Source organism: Priestia abyssalis (genome assembly GCF_002019595.1).
GTDB lineage: Bacteria > Bacillota > Bacilli > Bacillales > Bacillaceae_H > Bacillus_BA > Bacillus_BA abyssalis.
Genome location: NZ_KV917369.1, coordinates 3458371 through 3478515 on the forward strand (window position 1 = coordinate 3458371; position 20145 = coordinate 3478515).

The 20145-nt window shown below is 40.2% G+C and carries 20 protein-coding genes and 3 pseudogenes; all 23 read right to left on the reverse strand.

The window, feature by feature from the left end; all coding sequences use genetic code 11:
- Positions 1–39: 39 nt before the first annotated feature.
- Positions 40–762, reverse strand: coding sequence for a ThuA domain-containing protein (locus tag BK575_RS16675; RefSeq protein WP_078411789.1), 723 nt, complete (start codon positions 760–762; stop codon positions 40–42).
- Between the two features lie 159 nt (positions 763–921).
- Positions 922–1959, reverse strand: a complete 1038-nt coding sequence (locus BK575_RS16680) for a LacI family DNA-binding transcriptional regulator (protein WP_078411791.1) — start codon at positions 1957–1959, stop codon at positions 922–924.
- A 186-nt stretch (positions 1960–2145) separates the two neighbouring features.
- Positions 2146–3219, reverse strand: coding sequence for a GerAB/ArcD/ProY family transporter (locus BK575_RS16685; RefSeq protein ID WP_078411793.1), 1074 nt, complete (start codon positions 3217–3219; stop codon positions 2146–2148).
- Entirely contained in the window at positions 3216–3437 is a 222-nt protein-coding gene (locus tag BK575_RS16690; protein WP_078411795.1) for a hypothetical protein, read from the reverse strand. The genes BK575_RS16685 and BK575_RS16690 overlap by 4 nt, the downstream gene beginning before the upstream one ends.
- 5 nt (positions 3438–3442) lie before the next feature.
- Positions 3443–4606 (reverse strand): Ger(x)C family spore germination protein, encoded by a 1164-nt coding sequence (locus tag BK575_RS16695; RefSeq protein WP_078411797.1) that lies wholly within the window; start codon positions 4604–4606, stop codon positions 3443–3445.
- A 10-nt stretch (positions 4607–4616) separates the two neighbouring features.
- Positions 4617–6203, reverse strand: a complete 1587-nt coding sequence (locus tag BK575_RS16700; protein ID WP_078411799.1) for a spore germination protein — start codon at positions 6201–6203, stop codon at positions 4617–4619.
- Between the two features lie 293 nt (positions 6204–6496).
- Entirely contained in the window at positions 6497–7552 is a 1056-nt protein-coding gene (locus BK575_RS16705) for a phosphatidylglycerol lysyltransferase domain-containing protein (protein ID WP_169907863.1), read from the reverse strand.
- A 204-nt stretch (positions 7553–7756) separates the two neighbouring features.
- Positions 7757–7885 (reverse strand): protein YhfH, encoded by a 129-nt coding sequence (yhfH, locus tag BK575_RS16710; RefSeq protein ID WP_078411803.1) that lies wholly within the window; start codon positions 7883–7885, stop codon positions 7757–7759.
- A gap of 249 nt (positions 7886–8134) precedes the next feature.
- Positions 8135–8345 (reverse strand): annotated as a pseudogene (locus tag BK575_RS29625) (aldehyde dehydrogenase family protein); the annotation flags it as partial.
- A gap of 3 nt (positions 8346–8348) precedes the next feature.
- On the reverse strand, positions 8349–9497 hold the full coding sequence (locus BK575_RS16715) for an iron-containing alcohol dehydrogenase (protein ID WP_078411805.1): 1149 nt from the start codon (positions 9495–9497) through the stop codon (positions 8349–8351).
- Between the two features lie 283 nt (positions 9498–9780).
- Positions 9781–10791 (reverse strand): aliphatic sulfonate ABC transporter substrate-binding protein, encoded by a 1011-nt coding sequence (locus BK575_RS16720; protein ID WP_078411807.1) that lies wholly within the window; start codon positions 10789–10791, stop codon positions 9781–9783.
- 151 nt (positions 10792–10942) lie between these two features.
- A complete protein-coding gene (locus tag BK575_RS16725; RefSeq protein ID WP_078411810.1) occupies positions 10943–11701 on the reverse strand; it encodes an ABC transporter permease in 759 nt (252 codons plus the stop codon).
- Positions 11634–12476: an ABC transporter ATP-binding protein gene (locus tag BK575_RS16730; RefSeq protein WP_078411812.1), complete on the reverse strand. Its 843-nt coding sequence runs from the start codon at positions 12474–12476 to the stop codon at positions 11634–11636. Before BK575_RS16730 ends, BK575_RS16725 begins: the two co-directional genes overlap by 68 nt.
- A 282-nt stretch (positions 12477–12758) precedes the next feature.
- Positions 12759–13019 (reverse strand): HPr family phosphocarrier protein, encoded by a 261-nt coding sequence (locus tag BK575_RS16735; RefSeq protein WP_078411814.1) that lies wholly within the window; start codon positions 13017–13019, stop codon positions 12759–12761.
- A gap of 145 nt (positions 13020–13164) precedes the next feature.
- The gene (locus BK575_RS29630; RefSeq protein ID WP_407984352.1) at positions 13165–13299 is read right to left on the reverse strand and encodes a hypothetical protein; all 135 of its coding nucleotides are present in this window, start codon (positions 13297–13299) and stop codon (positions 13165–13167) included.
- Between the two features lie 2 nt (positions 13300–13301).
- A pseudogene (locus BK575_RS16740) lies at positions 13302–13610 on the reverse strand (malic enzyme-like NAD(P)-binding protein); the annotation flags it as partial.
- A 111-nt stretch (positions 13611–13721) separates the two neighbouring features.
- Positions 13722–15065, reverse strand: a complete 1344-nt coding sequence (locus tag BK575_RS16745) for a 2-hydroxycarboxylate transporter family protein (RefSeq protein ID WP_078411816.1) — start codon at positions 15063–15065, stop codon at positions 13722–13724.
- A 173-nt stretch (positions 15066–15238) separates the two neighbouring features.
- A pseudogene (locus BK575_RS29140) lies at positions 15239–15343 on the reverse strand (NAD(P)H-dependent oxidoreductase); the annotation flags it as partial.
- A 142-nt stretch (positions 15344–15485) separates the two neighbouring features.
- Complete coding sequence (locus tag BK575_RS16750) at positions 15486–16895, reverse strand: sensor histidine kinase (RefSeq protein WP_078411818.1); 1410 nt, start codon at positions 16893–16895, stop codon at positions 15486–15488.
- Between the two features lie 3 nt (positions 16896–16898).
- Complete coding sequence (locus BK575_RS16755) at positions 16899–17609, reverse strand: response regulator transcription factor (RefSeq protein WP_078411820.1); 711 nt, start codon at positions 17607–17609, stop codon at positions 16899–16901.
- Between the two features lie 214 nt (positions 17610–17823).
- Entirely contained in the window at positions 17824–18963 is a 1140-nt protein-coding gene (locus BK575_RS16760) for an ISL3 family transposase (RefSeq protein ID WP_169907833.1), read from the reverse strand.
- Entirely contained in the window at positions 18908–19387 is a 480-nt protein-coding gene (locus BK575_RS28140) for a transposase family protein (protein WP_139368063.1), read from the reverse strand. The genes BK575_RS16760 and BK575_RS28140 overlap by 56 nt, the downstream gene beginning before the upstream one ends.
- A 271-nt stretch (positions 19388–19658) precedes the next feature.
- Positions 19659–20018 carry a YxeA family protein gene (locus BK575_RS16765; protein ID WP_078411822.1) on the reverse strand — a complete coding sequence of 120 codons (360 nt, stop codon included), beginning with the start codon at positions 20016–20018 and terminating at the stop codon, positions 19659–19661.
- Between the last annotated feature and the right edge of the window lie 127 nt (positions 20019–20145).

Here is a 20145-nt window from a genome sequence, read left to right on the forward strand (position 1 = left end):
GATCATACATATCGAATAGCTAACAAAGGTTATGTGGATTTATTTAGCTGAGATCGTTTCAAGCGGTTTTGCATTGCCGTATACTGGGCGTTTGCGGTCAACCGGTTTTGCCCATTTTACGCTGTTGATGATAACGCGTTGAATCTCTTTATTATGATAAGTCGGATATGTTTCATGGCCCGGTCTGAAGTAGAATACTTTTCCATTGCCGCGTTGATATGTGCAGCCGCTGCGGAACACTTCTCCGCCTTCAAACCAGCTTGTGAAAATAAGCTCGTCCGGTGCCGGGATGTCAAAGTGTTCACCGTACATTTCTTCTTTTTCCAACTCGATGTATTCACCGATCCCTTCTGCGATTGGATGGCTTGGCGATACAACCCAAAGACGTTCTCTATCATCTGCTTCACGCCATTTTAAGTCGCAGCTTGTACCCATCAATGTTTTGAAGATTTTAGAGAAATGACCAGAGTGAAGAACAATCAGCCCCATGCCGTCAAGAACACGCTGCTGCACTTTTTGGACGATTTCATCTTGTACTTCGCCGTGAGCAAGATGTCCCCACCAAATTAATACATCTGTGCTGTTTAATACCTCGTCAGTCAAACCGTGTTCCGGCTCATCGAGTGTAGCTGTTCCGACTTCAAATCCTTCTTCCTTTAAAAACGCTGCGATGGCCCCGTGAATGCCTTCAGGATAAATGTCGCGTACAACCGGATTTTTTTGCTCGTGACGATTTTCATTCCATACTGTTACTTTTAACATGTTCAACACCTGTCCTTTTCTAAATATATAAGTATAAATTCTAGTTATCTATTAAAATTGAACCGGTTAACCTCTTAAAAAAATATGAGTTGAATAGTTAACCGGTTAACTATCGAAATAAAAATACTATCCTCAGTAGGATGAACCAAAAGATATAATTCATACCTTTTGATTCATTTTTTTAGTAGAGCCCCTTACTACTAATTCCACCGGGAGTGTAACCGTTTCAGCCTCTTGAACATGTCCTTCAATGGCATCAATGAGCGTCTGGGCTGCAATAACTCCTTTTTGGAATACATCTTGTCTGATGGTCGTTAAGCTTGGTGAAGAGTACGTACTGATGATTAGATCATCAAAACCGACAACAGAGTAATCATCAGGCACTTCCTTTTGGCATTCTTTCAATGCTTTAATCATGCCCAACGCCAAGATATCCGAACTGACAAACACGCCCGTCATTTTTTCGTTTGACCGAGCCATTTGAAGACCGATTTCATATCCTTTTTCAAAGGAGCTTTCTTTCGCTTCAATTATCTGCTTCTCATCTAAAAAAAGATTTGCTTCCCTCATCGCTCGCTGAAAGCCGCGAAAACGGTTGCTATCTATTGTTCCCCTAAGAACAGGGGCGACAAAACCTAATGAGGTGTGTCCTAACTCAATCAAATGCTTGGCGGCCAAATACCCGCCCTGTTCATCATCAATTCTAATGTTATGATACAACTGAGCGTATTTCTCGTACGTATCAATTAATGCGATAGGGATAGACAACGTTTTCATTTCTTCAAATATTGTTTGAGGAAACGAATTTAAAAAGATGATGCCGTCTAGATTTCGCTTTGTAATCCAATTCTTGCAATCCTCAGGTTTCCCTATACCGGAAATGAGAAAGTCATATCCTCGTTTCCTCGATACGTACTCGATTCCGCTAATCAATTCGCTGTAATAATGATTCCCTTTAAAAACGGGAGCAAGCGAATCATCGACAAGAGGAATCATGATACCCAACATGTTTGATTTTTTCTTTGACAAGCTAATCGCCGTAAAATCGGGATGATAGTTGAGTTCTTTAATCGCCTTCAGCACTCGTTCCTTCGTTTCACCGGACACTTTGTTCACGCCGTTGATCACATAAGAAACAGTAGCAGCTGATACTCCTGCATATTTGGCGACATCGCGTATTGTGACTTTTTGCTTCATGTCCCCTCCAGTTAAACGGTTAACTTGATTTGAATTTAGTATATATGAAAGCGGTTAATCGGTCAATTCATTTTTTTACTGATCCGCCTATTTTTTAGAAAAGTAACTTCCATCAACGAAAAAACCTTTATTCCTAACTGATGGAAGTTCAATGTACACAAGTCTTTCCTATTATTTTCCCGCACATTATGTATTCTTTACTTGAATCCTCCTAATGACGATATACCCAGCAATAATCAACAGTTCTAATAGCAATCCGAGCGAAGCCCACGTATAAAAAGAAAATTCCTGATGTGTCAGATTATCTTCAAACAGCAGAATGGATAATATCCCTAATAAAAGATACACAGGTATCATCGTCATTTTTCCCCTTCTCTTCATGAAAAGGCCTATCGTACAGTTCACCCCGTAAAGACTGAGAGCGAGTTTACAAATAAGTGTCGGTACCCAAATCGATAAAATCGCTAAGTCTAAACGATCTAAAAAATCGGTAATGTTGATTTCTTGAATCAATATATAGTTTGGATATGATGAGTATTCTACAATGTCTGGCCCTAAAACAGCCGTTTCTAATAGCAGTGCAATGCACAAAAAAAACAAACCGACGGCTACTCCCCAGCTTGCCGCTTTTTTTAGATTGGCAGCCGGATTGACGAAGCCGGCAAACAGCAGTAATATGGCAATTTCGCCAACCCATGCTAAAAGAAAGAAAGTTCCCTGTAACAAATCCGGGAATCTCTCCGGCCTCAATACCGGCTGAAAATTAGCCAAGTTTATCTCATTCATGAGCATGAGCGGCAAAGAAAGAGTGACAACCGCGAGTGCGATAAAATGAAGGCCGCTCACCCTCGCGATGACTTCTAACCCTGACCACGTAATATAGCATAACGTTAGAACAGAGAAAATTGTCACGACGGGAATGGGTGTTGTCGGGAGCAAGACGGAACCAACGAAGTTCGATAATGCTCTCAAGTCTCTGATGAACAGAAGAACGAGAAAAATGAGAAAGATGATGGCCCATCCTTTTCTTATGATGGTTCCTTTCCCCTCATCTGAGTACAAATGGCTCCATACCCGTTCCCTTTTGCCTAACCCTATCCATATGACGGCAAGACCAAAAGGAAAAGCGATGACAGGGAGAAGCCAAGAATTTTGCTCGCTCACACTTGTAAGAAGCTGCGGGAGACTAATTATACTTCCACTAAAAATGAAATTGGCAATTAATAAGGCATACTGGAGGGTTGAAATTTGAGGCTTCATAGACGCACCACCATTTTTGTTAAAGTACTGAAAAAATGATTTAACAATTCCATAAATCCCCCTAAACGTATATCGAAAACGAGAGGAAGGGAAAAGATGAGAACGATAAAAGACAATCCTAAAAGAACCTTATCTTCGAAAACAGACTGTCCATGTGCGCGACCATTCATGATTAAAACAGCTACTAAGACAATAACAATTAAAACGATTCCTGTCATAATATTTACTCCTCTAAATTCAATCCTGTATTGGATAACCGCTGAATGTCCACGTTAATCCGAATATCTACTTTCACATCCGGAAGCATTTCTCTCCATCTTCGTTTCCACTCCTCAGCCCATAAACGATTTTCAGTTCGATATAAATACCACCCCAAGCCAAATGGATCGATTCCTTCCGATTTTGCATGGTTCACAATATCCATGATTTGTTTTTGAATGGCCTTTTCCATCTTTCTTTTGACCATTTCATACGTTTTTTTGTCTTCCATAATGAGATTTGGTTCGTTCTCCTCCAGTGTCCCTTTTGCGTCTACATGGATAGTCAATGCCGGAACATTTCCGGTTACTTTATGGGTAAAACGCAGTTTTTCCTCGACAATTCGAACATTTAACTCTTCATCTTTTCGGACGGGAAAGGTAATGGCCTTATTTACCATTTCGTTAAGGAGCCATGTTACTCCGGCCGTTTCACTTTCGTTCGTTATAAAAGCAAGTTTATCATCCTTGAAGATGCCTACCCTTCTTATAGCAAGCTCCTCCTTATCCTCCTTCCCCTTACCCGTCTTTGTTTTCTCGATTTCTACAACGGGAAACAAAGGATCGACCCCTTCCCTTTTTAAATCCATGATTGTCTCCTTTACGGTAATGCCAAGCCCCGCTTTATCCATCTCCCTTATCGCCTCAGCCGGGATTTTTTCCAGATTGGTTTGTGTATTTAAAAGCTTCGCCGCGCTCGTTTTAGAAACCAATATATAAGCAGATAAACGGGACTGGGGCTGAAGGGCGATCACATCCAATGCACGGCGAAACCCTTGCTGTGCGAGATTATCTCCAATGATTAATACTCTTCGATGGGCAAAATACAGGGATCTGGACATTCGTTTTTGCAGTCTATCGTTGCATTCACGAATATTGCGGCCTGTTTCAGAATCAACATAAAAGGATGTATTCCCTCCTGTTCCTCCTCCCCCGCCGCTTGAACCTGCACCGCCCATTCCTCCCGGCAGCGGCACCTGCACACTTACTTGATATTCATTCTCTCCCTTTTTATCGAATCCCGTGGCCGTAACAAAAGCAATATCATTTATTTCTTTTCGGTCCCAACAGCCGGCAAGAAAAATGCAGCAAATAGCTGTGATAATGGAAAATTGAATTTTTGTTTTCATTCTCTTCTCCTTAATCTAAAGAATCGCTTCCCTTTTTTGGAGACGGCATTAAGTTAGAGGATTGTCTTCTTATATTTCCTGTTACGAGTTCATTCGGACGTCTTCTCATCGCCCACCAAGGAGCACGGATAAAAATGTCTTTAAGCTCATTCGCCTTAAGAGGGGTAACAGGAGACAAGTACGGTACCCCGAACGAACGGAGCTTACATAAATGAGTAAGAAGAATCAGTAATCCTAACACGATGCCGAAAGCCCCCAGTACCGCAGCCAATATCATGAAAGGAAATCTTAATAATCGGACTGTAATTGACATATTGAACCTTGGAATCGTAAAAGAGGCGATTCCTGTAACAGACACGATAATAACAATCGGGGCTGACACGATGCCCGCTTCAACGGCAGCCTGCCCAATCACCAGTGCCCCGAGGATACTCACTGCCTGCCCGACGAGTTTTGGCAAGCGTATACCGGCCTCTCTTAACGCTTCAAACGAGATTTCCATGATCATGGCTTCGACGAAGACCGGAAAAGGAATGGCTTCCCTGCTGGCTGCAATACTGAAAAGCAAACTCGTCGGAATCATTTCTTGATGATAGGTAGAGACGGCGATATAAAATGCTGGCAGCAATAATGCAATGAAAATAAAAGCGACTCTCAGCAATCTCAGAAAAACCGCAATGTGAAAGCGGTGGTAGTAATCTTCCGTTGCCTGCATAAACTGCCAGAAGGTAACCGGCATAATGAGACAGAACGGAGTTCCATTGACCATAATAGCTACCCTGCCTTCTAATAAATTCCCAGCAACCGTATCCGGCCTCTCCGTATTTTGAATCTGAGGAAAAACACTCCAGGGGCTATCCTCAATTAACTCCTCTAAATATCCACTCTCGAGCACTCCATCAATTTCGATTCGCTCGATTCTATTTAAAACTTCCTTGACCAATTCCGGCTTTGCGAACCCTTCCATGTATAACACCGCTATACTCGTCTGTGTTTCCTTTCCCACTTCTTTTAATAAAATTTTAAGCCGAGTGGAGCGAATCTTCTGGCGAACCAAGGCTGTATTTACACAGATATTTTCGGTAAACCCTTCCCTTGGCCCGCGGATGGCTGTTTCTGTTTCGGGTTCAGAAACCGCTCTCCTTATTCCTCCCTTAGCATCAAGAATAAGGGTCTTCTCTGCTTGATCAACTAAAAGAGCCGTACTCCCGCTTAATACTTGTTTAATTAATTCATCCATTTTGTCTGTTTCCATTACCCGGCTAACGGCTACAATTTCTTCTTTTAATGTCTCTATTGTTACCTCTTCATTTTTCCATTCGGATAATACTTGATGAATGGCATGTAGTTGAATGCTGCTCGTATCGATGATTCCCTCAATAAAGACCATTAAAGCTTTATGGCCGTTGATCGACAAAGGTCTTAACACCACATCAGAACAATTGGAGAATTGATCTTTAAGTTCACAAAGATTATCTTCTAAGTTGGAATACAATCTTTGAGAGTTCTTGGTCTCTTGTTTTTTTTGTTCCAGATGCAGCTTTTGCTTTAGGGGTTCTTTATTTGCGAGCAGCTTTCTTATTTTCAACTTTCTCATTCCGATTCCCCTTCCAGCTTCTTTTTTTATTCTCTCGTCAACTGTGTCTTTTATCCATTATTTGCTCGTTATTATCCCCATAATGTGGAACTTCAGTCGTCAGGATAAAAGGGATAAAAAGAAAGAGGATGTGTCGAAAGGGTAAAAACAACCCTTTTAACACATCCTCCTAAAAGGCCCTGTCATAAAAATCAAGAATTTCGTAACAGGGTCTTTCAATTGCACATATGAAATAACATACTTACATTCAACATCATGTATTTTAATAGGCAGTGACTGACAATGATAGATGGTTAACCAATTTTTCTATTCTTTATCTGAAGTTTCGGAATCTCAGAGTCAAGTTTGAATTTGTTCCGGTGAATTAATAAAAAGAGTTGGGTAATAACAACCATAAACGGTGATTTTTTATAGGCTAAATACTTCGGTTCCCACACATCCGCAAATTTGCCTTTATACTCATGCAGTCCGCGAAACTTATAAAAGGCGTCACCGTAGCGGAACACGAGCCGAGCCAATTTTTCATGAAAGAACGAGGACGAATAAGTCCCGACATTGGCAAGAGGCGCCATGCCTAAGCTGCAGCGGTCAAATCCGTTTTCCTTTGCCCAAAATAAAATCGAAATGAACAGCATATCCATTGTCCCATGCGGTCTGTCGGCTGTATGCCTCATGAGGTCAATTGTGAGCAGTTGGTCGCCGTTCGTATGGTCGGTCGCCAAAGTGGCAAACGCAATGATTTCTCCCTCAGGATTTTGAAGGATCGACACCGGAAACCGGGATACATATTGTTCAGAGAAAAAGCTGACCGAAAAACATTTCTCTTTTCGGTTGCTTAACCATGAATCCGAAACATGCCGCAGCTCATTCAGAAGCGCCTTTGAATACGGCGGTCTCAGCACATTGAACTGATAACCTTGTTTAATGAACTTGTTTCGTCTCGTTCTTAATCTTGCCCCTTTTTTTCCTTCTAAAGTGAAGTTCGCCAAATTAACAATGGCTTCTTCTCCCAATTTAAAGAACCGGTATCCCACTTCATGATAGTGAGACAAAAGTCCAGCGCTTATTTGATAATAAATCGGAATATGCCCGGATGAAGTACTAAACGTTTCAAACTCCTTTATTGCTTCTGCTAAATCACCCTTTTTTCCAATCGGATCTCCCAGTACAACAAACTTATTCCCTATTTTTTGATAGGAAATGATGACTTGACCATTGGCTGCCATATAAATTTTTTTATCTTTCAAAAAAATCAAATGGGCAGCGTGGTTTCCACCATATTCTTCTAAAATGGGAGCAATCGTTTCCAAATCTGCATCCGAACAAGAAAGCTTTTTATCCACTACCATTGTTTCCCCCCAAAAAAGTTTTCCTGTTCTAAAGGATACCATGGATTGTCATATGACAAAACCCTTAAAAATGAGGTTTTTATTGAAAGGAAAAATAAAGATGATAGAAATCTGGCGCAAAAAAAAGACAGCTGACCAACTGTAGTCCGCTGCCTAAGCTAAAGCATAGAAAGTTTCCATTTCATATTTATCCCATCCCACTACCTATTCTTCATGTTTTCCAATACAGCGCTCACATTCATATAAATAAGATTCGTGCTGCTCTTCAATTCGACTCCCGCACTCACGGCATTCCTTTTCCGGTAAATTACGGTAAAAATCTAAATTTAGCATGTTCACAACCTCCATTTATGTTTTGTTAAATACATTGTATTATAACAGTTAAAAAATTTCAATATCTGTTATATAATTATTTTAGCATTTAAGATAAATTTTATGTGGATTTCTTAAAGAATAGGTCATTAAGACTACCCTTACATACCCCTTGCCCTCTTTTTTAGATGGAGGTGCTTAACATATCCGTTTTTTAAACAAAATACCCTGTTTGTTCCTACCGGAACAAACAGGGTATGATACTGTTCATTAAGATTTATTTCGATTAAAAATCACTAGTTTCATTTCTGTCATTTCTTCAATGGTGTATTGGATTCCTTCACAGCCTGTTCCGCTCTCCTTTCACTCCACCATAAGGCATATGGTCCACACGGAAGGCTGGAATATCATTAATCATAACACCTCCGACATGCAAGTTTTCTGCTGCATCTAACGCTGTATGAACATTTTCTGTATAAATCCTTTAATAAGCAGAGTTGTAAATTTTTTCGATTTCTTGAACAGAGAACACCCTAGGATTATTTTTTAAGAGCCTGTCAATTTTGCTTGCATCTTCAGCCATTAATGGAATCGCTTCTTTCGGGACGTTAAAAGTGCGCATTCCTTTAGGGATATCGACCGCCTCACATAAACGGCGCATAGCCTCAACCGCCCGATCCGCCGCCTCGGAATCTGACAGACCCCAAACGTTTTCCCCTAATGCTTGTGCAATATCACGGAACCGTTCCACACAACTTATTTTGTTCCACTCCATCACATACGGCAGTAAAAGAGCATTGCTTACCCCATGGGCAATATGATATCGCCCCCCTAATGGATAAGCGAGTGCATGAACAGCCCCTACTCCTGCGTTTCCGAAAGCCATTCCAGCCATTAAGCTCGCAGTTGCCATATCCTCACGAGCTTTTAGATGATTCGGATTGGCATAGGCTTTTGGAAGGTTTTTGGCGATTAATTTCATGGCCCCTAAAGCAAGTGCATCTGTTATCGGTGAAGCGTTTACCGAAATGTATGCTTCAATCGCGTGGACAAGTGCATCAATTCCGCTGGCAGCCGTTACGGACTTCGGCATGGTAAGCGTCATTTCCGGAGCGACAATGGCTGTATCCGGAAGAATATGATCACTTGCAATTCCCTTTTTCAGCTGTGCTTCTTTATCTGAAAGAATGGCAATATTGGTCACCTCGGAGCCCGTACCGGCTGTTGTAGGGATGGCAATGATCGGTGCTCCTTTCTCTGGAACTAGATCTGTTCCAAATAACTCGTCAATGCTGCCTTTAAAGTTTGCATAGGCAGAGACGCTCTTAGCAATATCAATGGCGCTTCCGCCGCCTACAGCGATGAGACCATCGTACTTTCCTTCACGAAATATAGATGTACATTCTTCTACAAGTGCAATCTCAGGCTCAGGTTTTACACCTGTATAAACCCCGAATGAAACCCCTTTCATTTTTGATTGTATTTGATCAATGATCCCTACTTTTTGCAGGATCTCGTCGGTAACGATTAAAGGTTTTTTAATATTCAATCGTTTCGTTTCTTGCAGTAATTGTTCTGTTGCTCCTTCACCGGTAATCAATTTGTTTGCGATTTTAAATATTGCGATATTCATATCTTAGCTCCCCTATCATTTTGCGCTTCCAAAATATTGTTCCCTGTAGAGGCAAAAAGTGAAATCGCCTTTTGAACTGTATCGGAAGCTTTTAATATCATTCTATCATTCACCCGCTTTTTCTCTACTTTCTTTTATTTTAATTAGATTTAAAGAAATTGTCCAAACAAGCCAACACTTATTTGGATAGATTCATATTATTACCAAAAAAAAGAAACCGTCATAATCCTTGTGATTAAGATGGTTTCTTTTTGATTTAACTAATTAAACATGCATCATAAGACTATTTTGAACTTTCTTCAAGTGTTTTTAGGTCGATCATGCCCTTAATATCACTGCTTGGGATATATCCCGCTTCTTTGCTGATGTCGGCCATTTCCTGGATGACTTGTTCATTTACATCTGTTGTCACTTCTAAGCGTGATAATGCGGCCGTAACTTCTTCTTTGTTTAATTCTTTTCCAGTCAGTTCCTTCAAATGTTTAATCACTAAATCTTGGCTTTCTTCCGGGTTTTCTTTTATAAAGTCAACGGCTTTCTTATGAGCGTTTAAATACGACGCTGCTAGGCCTTCTCTTTCTAAAAACGGCTTGCTCGCTGCTACTACCGTGTTTGTCGACTCTTTACCCCATGCGAACTCATCCCAGTTAAGCAATAACTTTCCTTTCGCTTGAGTTTCAAGTACATACCCCCACGGTTCCTGAGTCGCTGCGGCATCGACTGATTTTTGAACGAAAAGTGAGGCTGTATCGGCAGGAGCCGCCGCATACAATTCTACGGTACCACCGTTTGTCGTCGGTTTTAAATTCACGTCTTGAAGCGCTTTTCGAAGCATAACATCTTGCGTGCTTCCGATAACAGGAATTGCTACTTTTTTACCGTCTAAATCTTTCAAATCAGTAATATTGCTTGCTTCACTTGCAACAAGAACGGCTCCGCCATTGACCGCTCCGGAAATCAGGTGGTATTCCGGATTTTTTACGTAAAAGTTAAGCAGTGGACCCGGACCAACTGTACCAACATCAATTGCCTTTGTGGACATGGCTTCCATAAATAATCCACCATTCGTAAATGTTTTTGTTTCAAGCTTGACATCCTTGCCAAACGCTTCTTCAAAGTACCCTTTTTCCAAAGCAACAATAGTGGCAATATGAGTTAAGTTTGGAAAGTAACCGATTTTCACGGTTTGTTCTCCGGAATCTTTTCCTTCTTCTCCTCCCGATTGGGCACATCCGCTTAACACTCCGATAAACAATATGGAAATGATAAGCGAAAGTAGTGATTTTTTCAGCATATTTGTCTCTCCTTATAAAATGATCATTCTCTTTAAAAGGTTGCTCAAAAAGTGCGGGAAACATGAACAACAAACGTACTATTACCATATACTCGGTTGCTCAAATGTGCACTTCACGACTTTCCGTCTCTTTTTTGAAGCTGTACTTTAATTAGCGCTGACTGACTCCCCATTTTAATTGAACATTGCGTTCTAAACGGGAAAACACGACATTATCAACGATCGTTCCGATGATAGCGATGATGATCATCACGGAAATAACGAGATCCATTTGTCCGAGTGATCTTCCCATTTCCAACAGTTGACCTAGACCGCCGCCGCCGCCGAGCAATTCACCAGCCATTAATGCACGCCAAGAAAAGGCCCATGCAATTCGCAAACCGGAAATGATTTGGGGAATAGAGGCTGGTAAAATAACGGTGCGTATAAAATGAAAACCGCTTGACCCATATGTTTTGGCGACCCGTTGATACAACTGAGGAACATTTTTAAAACCGCTTGTTGCATTTACAGTCATCGTCCAAGTAGCTCCGATTGTAACAATAAACAGAATGGAAAAATCGTTCAATCCAAACCAAATGATTGCTAATGGAAACCAAACGATACTTGGAATCGATTGAAGGGCGGTGACGATGAACCCGAGCGTATCTTCAACAAGCTTATACCGCCAAATGAAATAACCTAAAATAAGACCGACAATAATGGCTATGGTAAATCCAAGTAAGATACGGCCAAGACTTTTAACAATTGCGCCAGTTATTTGTCCGCTTACCAGCCCGTTAAACAGTGTGTCAAACACTTGTGTCAGGCTGGGAAACATAAATGCCGGCAGACCGGAAAGTCTAGATGTGACTTCCCATATCCCCGCTATCATCGCGATGAATATGATTCGTCTTAAAGCTGTAGTCATTCCCCATTTCCTCCTTCAGTACTTTTTCAATTTCTTCCTGCAAAATGGATAGCACTTTTTGTTCAGTATTGAGAGTCACACTATCTGGCATGACCCCATCTTTCGTGGATGGAACGGAAATGATTTGCTTGATTTTCCCCGGGCGGGTTGCGAAAACGACAATTTGTTCCGAAAGAAGAACGGCTTCCCGAATATTATGCGTGATAAAAAAGATTGTGACTTTCGTTTTGCGCCAAATGTCCAACAACTCTTTATGAAGCACCATTCTTGTTTGTTCATCAAGAGCAGAAAACGGTTCATCCATCAACAAGATGTCTGGTTCCATCACTAAAGCCCTGGCGATGGCCACCCTCTGTTTCATGCCTCCTGAAAGCTGATGAGGATAGGAATCGACATAGCGGCTGAGGTGAACCATTTTTAACACATCCAACGCTTTTGCCTTCGCTTCTTCTTTTGACATTTTCTTTAACAGCAATCCGTACGTCACATTTTCCAGCACAGTTAACCATGGGAACAATCCCGCTTCTTGGAAAACGACAACTCGTTCCGGTCCTGGCTTCGTCACCTTATTTCCGGCTACCCGTATTTCTCCTTTATCTGCTTTATCAAGGCCGGCAATTAAATAAAGCAGCGTTGATTTACCGCAGCCAGATGGCCCGACAATCGAAACAAAGCTGCCTTTTTCAACTTCCAGATTAATTTCATCCAGCACCTTTACTTTCTCTTTTCTTTCATTGATGAAGCTTTTTTCAATTCCATCTATCGTTAAATACATATATTCACCCCGCTATAATTCCGATTGGATTAATCTGCATTATTTCTCATCTTCTAATAATGATTAATCCTACTGATTTTGTCAACTATCAAAAGGGAAAAGTCTAATTTTTCAGTGCTTTGTGCGTGAATATGAAATAACGGTCAGTTTCTTGCTGAATGAACATTAAAAAACCGCCCTTCATCTCAGTGAAAAGATGAAGAGCGGTTTCCAGGGATTTTCCTTAAGTCTTGAAGTGGGGGGCTTACTGCCCGTTAATGGGGGATAAATACTATTTTAAGATCAATATTCTTTCTTCGAAAGAAAACCTTCGAGGGATTTAATGGCCTTTTGCTCATCCGTTCCGTTTGCCATTAAGATGATTTCTTCCCCTTTTCTAACAGCCATGGCCATAACTCCCATAATACTTTTGGCGGCTGCCGATTTTTCATTTTTAACAATGGTTATGTCACTATTAAAATAAGACGCTTTTTGGACAAAATCAGTTGCCGCTCGAGCCTGAAGACCATGTTGAAGGTGAACGACAAGGCTTGTCTTCGTCATGGGAAACCACACTCTCTTCCACAGATGTTTTGTTATATCTAGTTGTTTTTATTCGTTCTCGTGCAAAAGGATTTGGCGGTAAAATCAAAAAATGAACATTTAAATCTCTATTTCCTTCATAATTGAGGACTGTGTCAGCACGAGATTAGACGAAAACTGGTGCTTCTTCTCCCGCCAGCGCCAGTAAACGCTCTTTTACTTCTTCTGTATCAACAGCCTTTTGCGAAACGCCGGTTTCCATCGCAGCGCGGGCAACAGCTGCCGCTACATGTGCCGCCACTCTGCGGCAGATACACCGACAAATACATCCGCTCCAGCCATCGCATCTGCCAGTGACCCTTGTTTTTGTTCCCGATTCGTGATGCGGGCCATTTCTTCTTTAAATAGATTCATTCCAACTGGGCGCCCTTCATAGATGATCCCTTTTGTATCACATAAAATGACGTCTTTTACACCCATGCTGAGCAACAGCTTTATAATCGCTACACCGGCGGCACCGGTACCATTTGCGACAACTCGAATGTCTTCCATTTTTTTGCCGGCCAATTTTAAGGCGTTGATCAATCCAGCGGCCGTAACAATGGCTGTTCCGTCGGAAGGTATTCATAATCGATCAGCCAGACAACTTGGATTCGCCTTCAAAGGCAGAAAATTGGGCATGGCCGTTCTTTGACCATGCCCAATTTTCTAAATCAATCTATACTAGCTCAATAGTTTCATTAACAGCGTCGCCAATATAACGGTAGAGGCACCGCCAAGTCTTGTCGCTACTTGGGCAAACGGCATTAATGACATACGATTCGAAGCAGATAAAATGGCGACATCTCCTGTTCCGCCTAATCCGCTGTGGCAGCCTGTTACAATCGCCGAATCAACCGGATACATTTTCATGATTTTTCCGACAACATATCCTGTTCCGACCATCGCTACCACGACAGCGATACAAACCACTACATAAGCTGGTGTTACGATTTTTACAACATCTTCTAACGGAATGTAAAGAATTCCTAAACCGACCATAAGCGGCCATGTTAAACTTGTAGAAACGAATTTATACAAATGATAAGCACCTTGCTCCATTTTGGCCGGCATTAGTTGAAGGCATTTAACCAATGTTGCAGCGACAATCATTAATACCGGTCCTGGAATACCCAAAAATTTATGGGCAAGTCCGCCGAAAATGAAGAAACTGCACGCAATTAGCAATCCTGCTCCCATTAATGAAAAATCAACAGGCTTATTAATGTTTGTTTCTTCTTTAATTCCGTCTCCGCCTTTTGTTTTAACCAATACCCCATTTCCTGTAAGCTCCGGTTTTCTTTCACCTAAATTTTTCATTAAACCTGCACAAATGATCGCGACGATATTTCCGATGACGGCTGCAGGAATCATCTGGGATACGTAGATTTCCGCAGATTCCCCTAAAATTTGAGAGTATGCGAGTGACAACGGCAGGATGCCTTCCCCGATTCCCCCTCCGATAATCGGTACAATAATGTAAAAGAATGTGTGTTTCATGTCATACCCAAATAGTGATCCTACTAATACTCCTGCTGCAACAGATGCCAGAGTCCCAAGAACAAGCGGAATAAACATTCTTGTAAATCCTTGAAGTAATACCGTTCGGTTCATGCCAAGAATACTTCCCGCAACTAAGCATGAAATATAAAGATAAAGAAAGTTAGACGTTTTCATTAATGTTGTGACCGCTTCCATCGAAGCCGGATTAAGCAGATTATAAAACACTAGAATAGATGGGACTAAAAGTGCTAAAATAGCCGGTCCGCCAATGTCTTTTAAAATAGGAACTTTCATTCCGATGTCTCCAAGTAAGATTCCCATGACCATAATGACTGCAAAACCGCCGATCATGTCTGGCGGCAGCTGATTGTATACAGATGCAGCATAAATGATCGCCGCTAGTACTAAATAAAGAGGTAACGGAAGAACCCCTACCTTCAATTGATTAAACTGGGATAAAAACCCTTTTTTCTCTTCTGTTTGCTCCACATAGGGAAGCGTTTGCAATTTCTTTGCTGGTTCCATTTTTTATGACCTCCTGTCTCCTAATACCCTTATAGTAGTGTTTTTGTACAATTTCGAATAGCTTATGTAACTTATGTAAGTGTTTTTGTAATTAAAAAAAGCAAGAAGCCGATTGGCTGCTTACTTTTGTTTAGAATTTTCGTAATGTTGGAGAGGAAATCCAGCTGCGAAGATTAACGTTGTTTTCCCTTCGGACTTCCCATATTACCAAATTCAAAAAATTTCACTTTTTTGATTCCCACAAAATTAAATACGGCTTTCTTCATTATTATTTTATTAACCGGTTACCCGGCACAGCAGTGATTCAGATTATTTTTGTGCCGGGTACTTGAATGCTATTGCCAATATCCATTATCCAGGGGACTGTTCATTAAATGAAGAGAACATATATCCCCTAGTGAACAATCATGGCAGCTTACTTTACAGCTGAATTTCAATCATTGTCCCATAATCAACTGCACTATTGATTTTAATCTCTCCACCGTGTGCCTGAATGATATCATTGGCAATTGCCATTCCAAGTCCGGAACCTTTATGCAATTCTCCGGTGTTCGTTCCCCTGTAATAGCGGTCAAAAATTCTCTCGAGTTCTTCTTTCTTTATGCCTTTTCCATCATCTTTTATGGTGATGTGTGTCCGTTCCTTTTTCTCGATGCGAACAACAATCTTCGTGCTGCTGTCATTATGGACGATCGCATTATAGATCAAATTATTTACCGCTCTCCAAATCAAAATCTCATCAGCTTCTATGTCGATCCTATTTTGGCTGCACTCAAATTCAATAGTCCGGTTTGAATATTTGGCATCATTCAAAATATCGATGACAATATTCCGTAAAAGGGGCACGATATTGATCGTTTTTTTATTTAACATTAATTCTTTATTTTTTAATCTTGCTGTTAAGCTTAAATCTTCCATCACTTCCTTTATATAAAGTGATTTATTTTCAATAATTGCCGCATATTCTCTCATTTCCTCTAATGAAAAATCATAGTCTGTATCTTTCATCATTTCAGCATAGCCCTGGATGGAAGCTAACGGTGTTTTAATATCATGAGAGATGTTTCCAATCCATTCTTCCCTCATTTTATCTAACTTTTTTCTTTCAGCTTCGGTTGCTTTCAACTGATGTGATAAATAATTTACATTGAAAAAAACATCTTTATAGATTCCTTTAGGCTTATAGTTGATATTGTAGTCCTTATTTGCCAGTCTTTTAATTCCATCAATTATGGTATTTAGCGGCAAGGTCAGCCTTTTACTGAATAAATAGCCAATGAATAAAGCAATTAAACCATCAACGACCAGCAAAATGATACTGCCCACTTTAAACTGATATAAAACATCTCGTAAATCATACGATAATACGTATCTGTTAAGATAAGGATTGTTAAATCCAATAAAATAGCTGTATCTTTTTTGATTTAGTTCTGTTTCACTTACAAAAACGGTTGCTTCTACATTCGCTTCTCTATATTTGTAAATATTTACAATTTCCATCGGTGTATACTTCTTCTTTACCCCGCTCGGTGTTCGATATCCGTATAGTTCCTTCCCATTTTCGTCTAAAATCTGGACCCATGCCTTCTTTTTATTGAGTTCTTTTTTTCCTTCTTCAGTAATGGTCACCTCGTTATTTGAATAGATGATTTCACTTTGAAAATGCCTTGAAAATGCTTCGGCAGATGTTTCTGTGTTATGAAAATTTGGTTCGTATAATGTATTTCGGGCGATGAACAAAGCTAATATTGTAAAAATATTGATGATAATCACCAAAATAACGACGAACACAACAGATAGCAAAAATCTCCCGGTTAATCTCCATTTCATAAGCTATTCATCCTCTACAACGAGCTTATAGCCTAAACCTTTTACGGTGATTAAATGGTTTGGATTGGAAGGCTGTTCTTCTATTTTCTCCCGCAGCCTTCTGATGTGTACCATAATCGTATTGTCAAACCCAATAAAATCTTCCCCCCACACTTTATCACAAAGATTTTCTTTGCTAATAATTTGATTAGGATTTTTAAGGAAATGGATCATTAACCCAAGCTCTTTTGGCTTTAATTCAATGATTCTTCCGTTCTTTTTTAATTCCAGCTTTTGTTCATTTAATTCAAATGGCCCAGCCTTTATCAATGGATTCACCTTTTCATCTACATGAAGATAATCCGCTCTTCGTAATTGAGCTTTTACTCGATAGGCTACTTCTTTCGGACTAAATGGTTTTGTAATATAGTCGTCACCGCCAATAGCAAAACCTAAGATTTTATCAATTTCTTCTCCTTTCGCAGATAAAAATAATATCGGCACATGAGAAACGCTTCTTATTTGTTTGCAAACGTCATAGCCTTCGCCATCAGGCAGCATAATATCCAGTAAAACAAGGTCCGGCTGTTTTTGCTGAAACTGCGTAAGCCCGTCTCTCATTGTTGTTGAAGTGTAAATATGATTTATTCCTTCCTTTGTTAAAACCGTTTTTAAAAGTCTTAAAATATCTTCTTCATCGTCTATGATTAAGACTTTTTTGTTTATTAGCGACATTCAATCATTACCTCCGAAAATTGTCCTATGTATTTCTTCATTATATAGAAAAAAGACCATCGGTTGAAATCACGTTTTCTAAGTGCATTGCAATCAGCAGTCATCGGTATGATGAAAATCAACATTGTTCTTGGTTCTTACGTCTTTTTGGTGAAAGTTATTAATCCTAAGGTATTGTGATATCTTCAGTGAAAAAAAGTTATATTAATATCTTTTAAATGCTAAAACGTAATCGATTTAACAATACCTTTATACCTGCACGCCCGTACATCATTCTTTTTATATTTTTCAACTTATTTATGGTTCCTTCTGTTATACCATTTGACCAAGGTAATGTTATCGCATAATAAACAGCCTTAATATCACCTCTGATGCCGTTAATAAATGTTTGAAAGTGTGTAAAAGATGATTGTTGATGCTCGATTAACCATTTTCTAAGACCAGATGAATGTTTTTCTTCAAATAGTCGCCTGAAAGATTGAATGAATCGGCTAATTTCCATTAAAGATGGAAATGCCTCTAAAAGTTTGGGATGCAAGGATTTGAATGCTTTTTTATGATTTTGAATACTTTTATCCCAAAGGATCCGTATGATTGCCTGGTGAAGATTGAGTGTTTGTGGCTTTTTATTTCGAATATCACGACGTTCGTCCGCAATCATGTAATTTAGCGTATTGCGATGTCCATCAAATCCTGCCTTTCTACAAGCAGCTTCTATGTCATCGCCCTTTGATCCATCTGCAATCATGCTTCGGATGAGTGGGAGATATCGGTCAAACATAGAAGTTCGTTTTCGGGACGGTTTTGATGTCACAGCTAAATCAGTATAAACGGTGTTACGTGACACACCTATCTGCTTTGCGATCGCTGTGATACTCTTGCCTTCTTTCCGAAGGCGCTGGGCATATTGGATTCTCTTCCAAACCTTGTCTTCGTTTTCTTCTAGAGGTTGAAGTCGCTTGGGTAAAGAGCGTGATGGACTTCCATTTTTGACGGCTTGGCCAGGTGGTCTCCATTTGGGTGGCACAATAGACTTAACCGTCTTCTTTACTACTTCGAATAGATGCTGGAGAATATGCCATCTGTCGCCGACCTGTTTAATTTTTGGTGATGCTTCTTCTGCCGCACTTTTATATGCTTGCGCACGATCTCTTGTGATTAGTTGAATTTCGGGATGTCCGATAAGCCAGTTCTTTACAGAATCTTTATTTCGGTTAGGCAGAAAATCAAGGATTCCACCTGTAAGAAGATCAATGAAAATCGTGCCATATCGCTTTCGTTTCTTAAATGCAAAATCATCAATCCCCACGAAAGGGGCAATAACTAGATGGAGCTGAGACTTCTTTTTTAACACGGTACAAAATGGCATCATGACTAATTGAAATGCCCATTTTCCGGCAGACCTTTTCTGCGACTAAACAATTATTGGAGAATCCAATGTGACGAATCAGTTTTTCGAGCCGAGTGGTTTTTCTGCCAGAAGGCTGTAACCAATCTAAACGTTCAGTGAAAATTTTAATCTCACATTTTGCATTTACACAGAACCACTTATGCAGAAGAATCGTTAAGTGCACCGAACGATCTGAAACTGAAAGGTCATCTGCTTTTCTTGCATAACGGCTGTGGCGACGAGAAGATAAATGCTTACATCCTGGACATCGAGCGTGTGTTGAACAAACTTTTAACACGACATACAGGTCCTCTGGCTCCATCAAGCTATGGATGACTTCAACATTTTGATCGAACTTAAAAAGCTGTTCAATGGTTGTACTATTCATTGTACACACCGCCTTTAGAGTATTAATAATGCTATACCCGAAAAGCAGTGATACATGCCTTCACCATCTTTACGTAAGAACCTTGTTCTTTAACAGAGCCAAATACAAAAAAAGAAGCTGCCCCGAGTGCCTCGCTTTTCGCTTTTGGGTCAGCCTCTCTCCAAATTAGATGGATGTTTATATAGATAACGCGGCACTTTTAGATTCAATTGAGGCAAGTTCACAAACGGTTATATAGATGTCATGAGTTTACCCTCAAAGGTTCACCGATTTATAGCTTTTCTTTTGCTTTTTCAGGGATTTCTTCTTTTGTGACCTGCTGATAAGAGGTAACACCTTTTCCCTCTTTCACAAACAGGTCTAAATAAGCTTTTTCACGAAGTTGCTTATGTGAAGTGAACATCAACGTTTTTTCTTGTCCGTCTTTGTCGAAAGCCGGTAACTTGTATTCATAGCTTACATAAATCTCTCCACTGTCGGATTTCTCCTCTATTTTCTTCCCATCCCCTTCAATCTGGGTATAATATTCATCCGCCCCTAATCTATTAATATTTACATTTTGAATAAACAATAAACCTCCAAGTAAAATGGCTGCTATGGCTGTGCCGGATATGATTAATTTTTTCATCATGATTCTCCTATTCTAGTGCGTGTTCAAAAAGGAGGACAAAAAGGACCGAGAAGTTCAAGGAAGCGCTGCTTTGAGTAACGGAGCGTATGATAGGAATACGTGAGTAGCGGAAAAGCAAGCTGACGCC

Coding starts and splice junctions, on each gene's coding strand:
- BK575_RS16675 (WP_078411789.1), bottom strand. CDS start 762: ATGTTAAAAGTAACAGTATGGAATGAAAATCGTCACGAGCAAAAAAAT.
- BK575_RS16680 (WP_078411791.1), bottom strand. CDS start 1,959: ATGAAGCAAAAAGTCACAATACGCGATGTCGCCAAATATGCAGGAGTA.
- BK575_RS16685 (WP_078411793.1), bottom strand. CDS start 3,219: ATGAAGCCTCAAATTTCAACCCTCCAGTATGCCTTATTAATTGCCAAT.
- BK575_RS16690 (WP_078411795.1), bottom strand. CDS start 3,437: ATGACAGGAATCGTTTTAATTGTTATTGTCTTAGTAGCTGTTTTAATC.
- BK575_RS16695 (WP_078411797.1), bottom strand. CDS start 4,606: ATGAAAACAAAAATTCAATTTTCCATTATCACAGCTATTTGCTGCATT.
- BK575_RS16700 (WP_078411799.1), bottom strand. CDS start 6,203: ATGAGAAAGTTGAAAATAAGAAAGCTGCTCGCAAATAAAGAACCCCTA.
- BK575_RS16705 (WP_169907863.1), bottom strand. CDS start 7,552: ATGGTAGTGGATAAAAAGCTTTCTTGTTCGGATGCAGATTTGGAAACG.
- yhfH (WP_078411803.1), bottom strand. CDS start 7,885: ATGCTAAATTTAGATTTTTACCGTAATTTACCGGAAAAGGAATGCCGT.
- BK575_RS16715 (WP_078411805.1), bottom strand. CDS start 9,497: ATGAATATCGCAATATTTAAAATCGCAAACAAATTGATTACCGGTGAA.
- BK575_RS16720 (WP_078411807.1), bottom strand. CDS start 10,791: ATGCTGAAAAAATCACTACTTTCGCTTATCATTTCCATATTGTTTATC.
- BK575_RS16725 (WP_078411810.1), bottom strand. CDS start 11,701: ATGACTACAGCTTTAAGACGAATCATATTCATCGCGATGATAGCGGGG.
- BK575_RS16730 (WP_078411812.1), bottom strand. CDS start 12,476: ATGTATTTAACGATAGATGGAATTGAAAAAAGCTTCATCAATGAAAGA.
- BK575_RS16735 (WP_078411814.1), bottom strand. CDS start 13,019: ATGACGAAGACAAGCCTTGTCGTTCACCTTCAACATGGTCTTCAGGCT.
- BK575_RS16745 (WP_078411816.1), bottom strand. CDS start 15,065: ATGGAACCAGCAAAGAAATTGCAAACGCTTCCCTATGTGGAGCAAACA.
- BK575_RS16750 (WP_078411818.1), bottom strand. CDS start 16,895: ATGAAATGGAGATTAACCGGGAGATTTTTGCTATCTGTTGTGTTCGTC.
- BK575_RS16755 (WP_078411820.1), bottom strand. CDS start 17,609: ATGTCGCTAATAAACAAAAAAGTCTTAATCATAGACGATGAAGAAGAT.
- BK575_RS28140 (WP_139368063.1), bottom strand. CDS start 19,387: ATGAATAGTACAACCATTGAACAGCTTTTTAAGTTCGATCAAAATGTT.
- BK575_RS16765 (WP_078411822.1), bottom strand. CDS start 20,018: ATGATGAAAAAATTAATCATATCCGGCACAGCCATAGCAGCCATTTTA.